The sequence below is a fragment of the Salifodinibacter halophilus genome (genome assembly GCA_012999515.1).
GTDB lineage: Bacteria > Pseudomonadota > Gammaproteobacteria > Nevskiales > Salinisphaeraceae > Salifodinibacter > Salifodinibacter halophilus.
This window is the reverse complement of sequence record JABEEB010000244.1, coordinates 1-273: the sequence shown is the minus strand read 5'-3', so window position 1 is coordinate 273 and position 273 is coordinate 1. Positions and strand designations below refer to the sequence as shown.

At 75.1% G+C, this 273-nt stretch carries 1 protein-coding gene; it reads left to right on the top strand.

The features are described 5' to 3' along the window. The coding region (locus tag HKX41_11505; protein NNC24758.1) for a threonine synthase at positions 1–273 on the top strand (273 nt) is incomplete at both ends.

The following is a 273-nucleotide window of genomic DNA, read 5'->3' as shown; positions in this document are numbered from 1 at the left end:
CGAACGCCTGCGCCACTGGCACCGCGACGACGCCGAACTGCGCGCGGCGATCCAGGCCGAGGGCGTGGACGATGCCGCCATCGTCGACACCATCCGCGCCGCGCCGTCGCGTTACGGCATCGTGCCCTGCCCGCACACCGCGACCGGCCTGCGCGCGCTCGAGACCCTGCGCGCCCAGGGCGACGAACGGCCGTGGGCGGTGGCGGCGACCGCGCATCCGTCCAAGTTCGACAGCATCGTCGAGCCGCTGGTCGGCCACGCGGTCGAACCGCC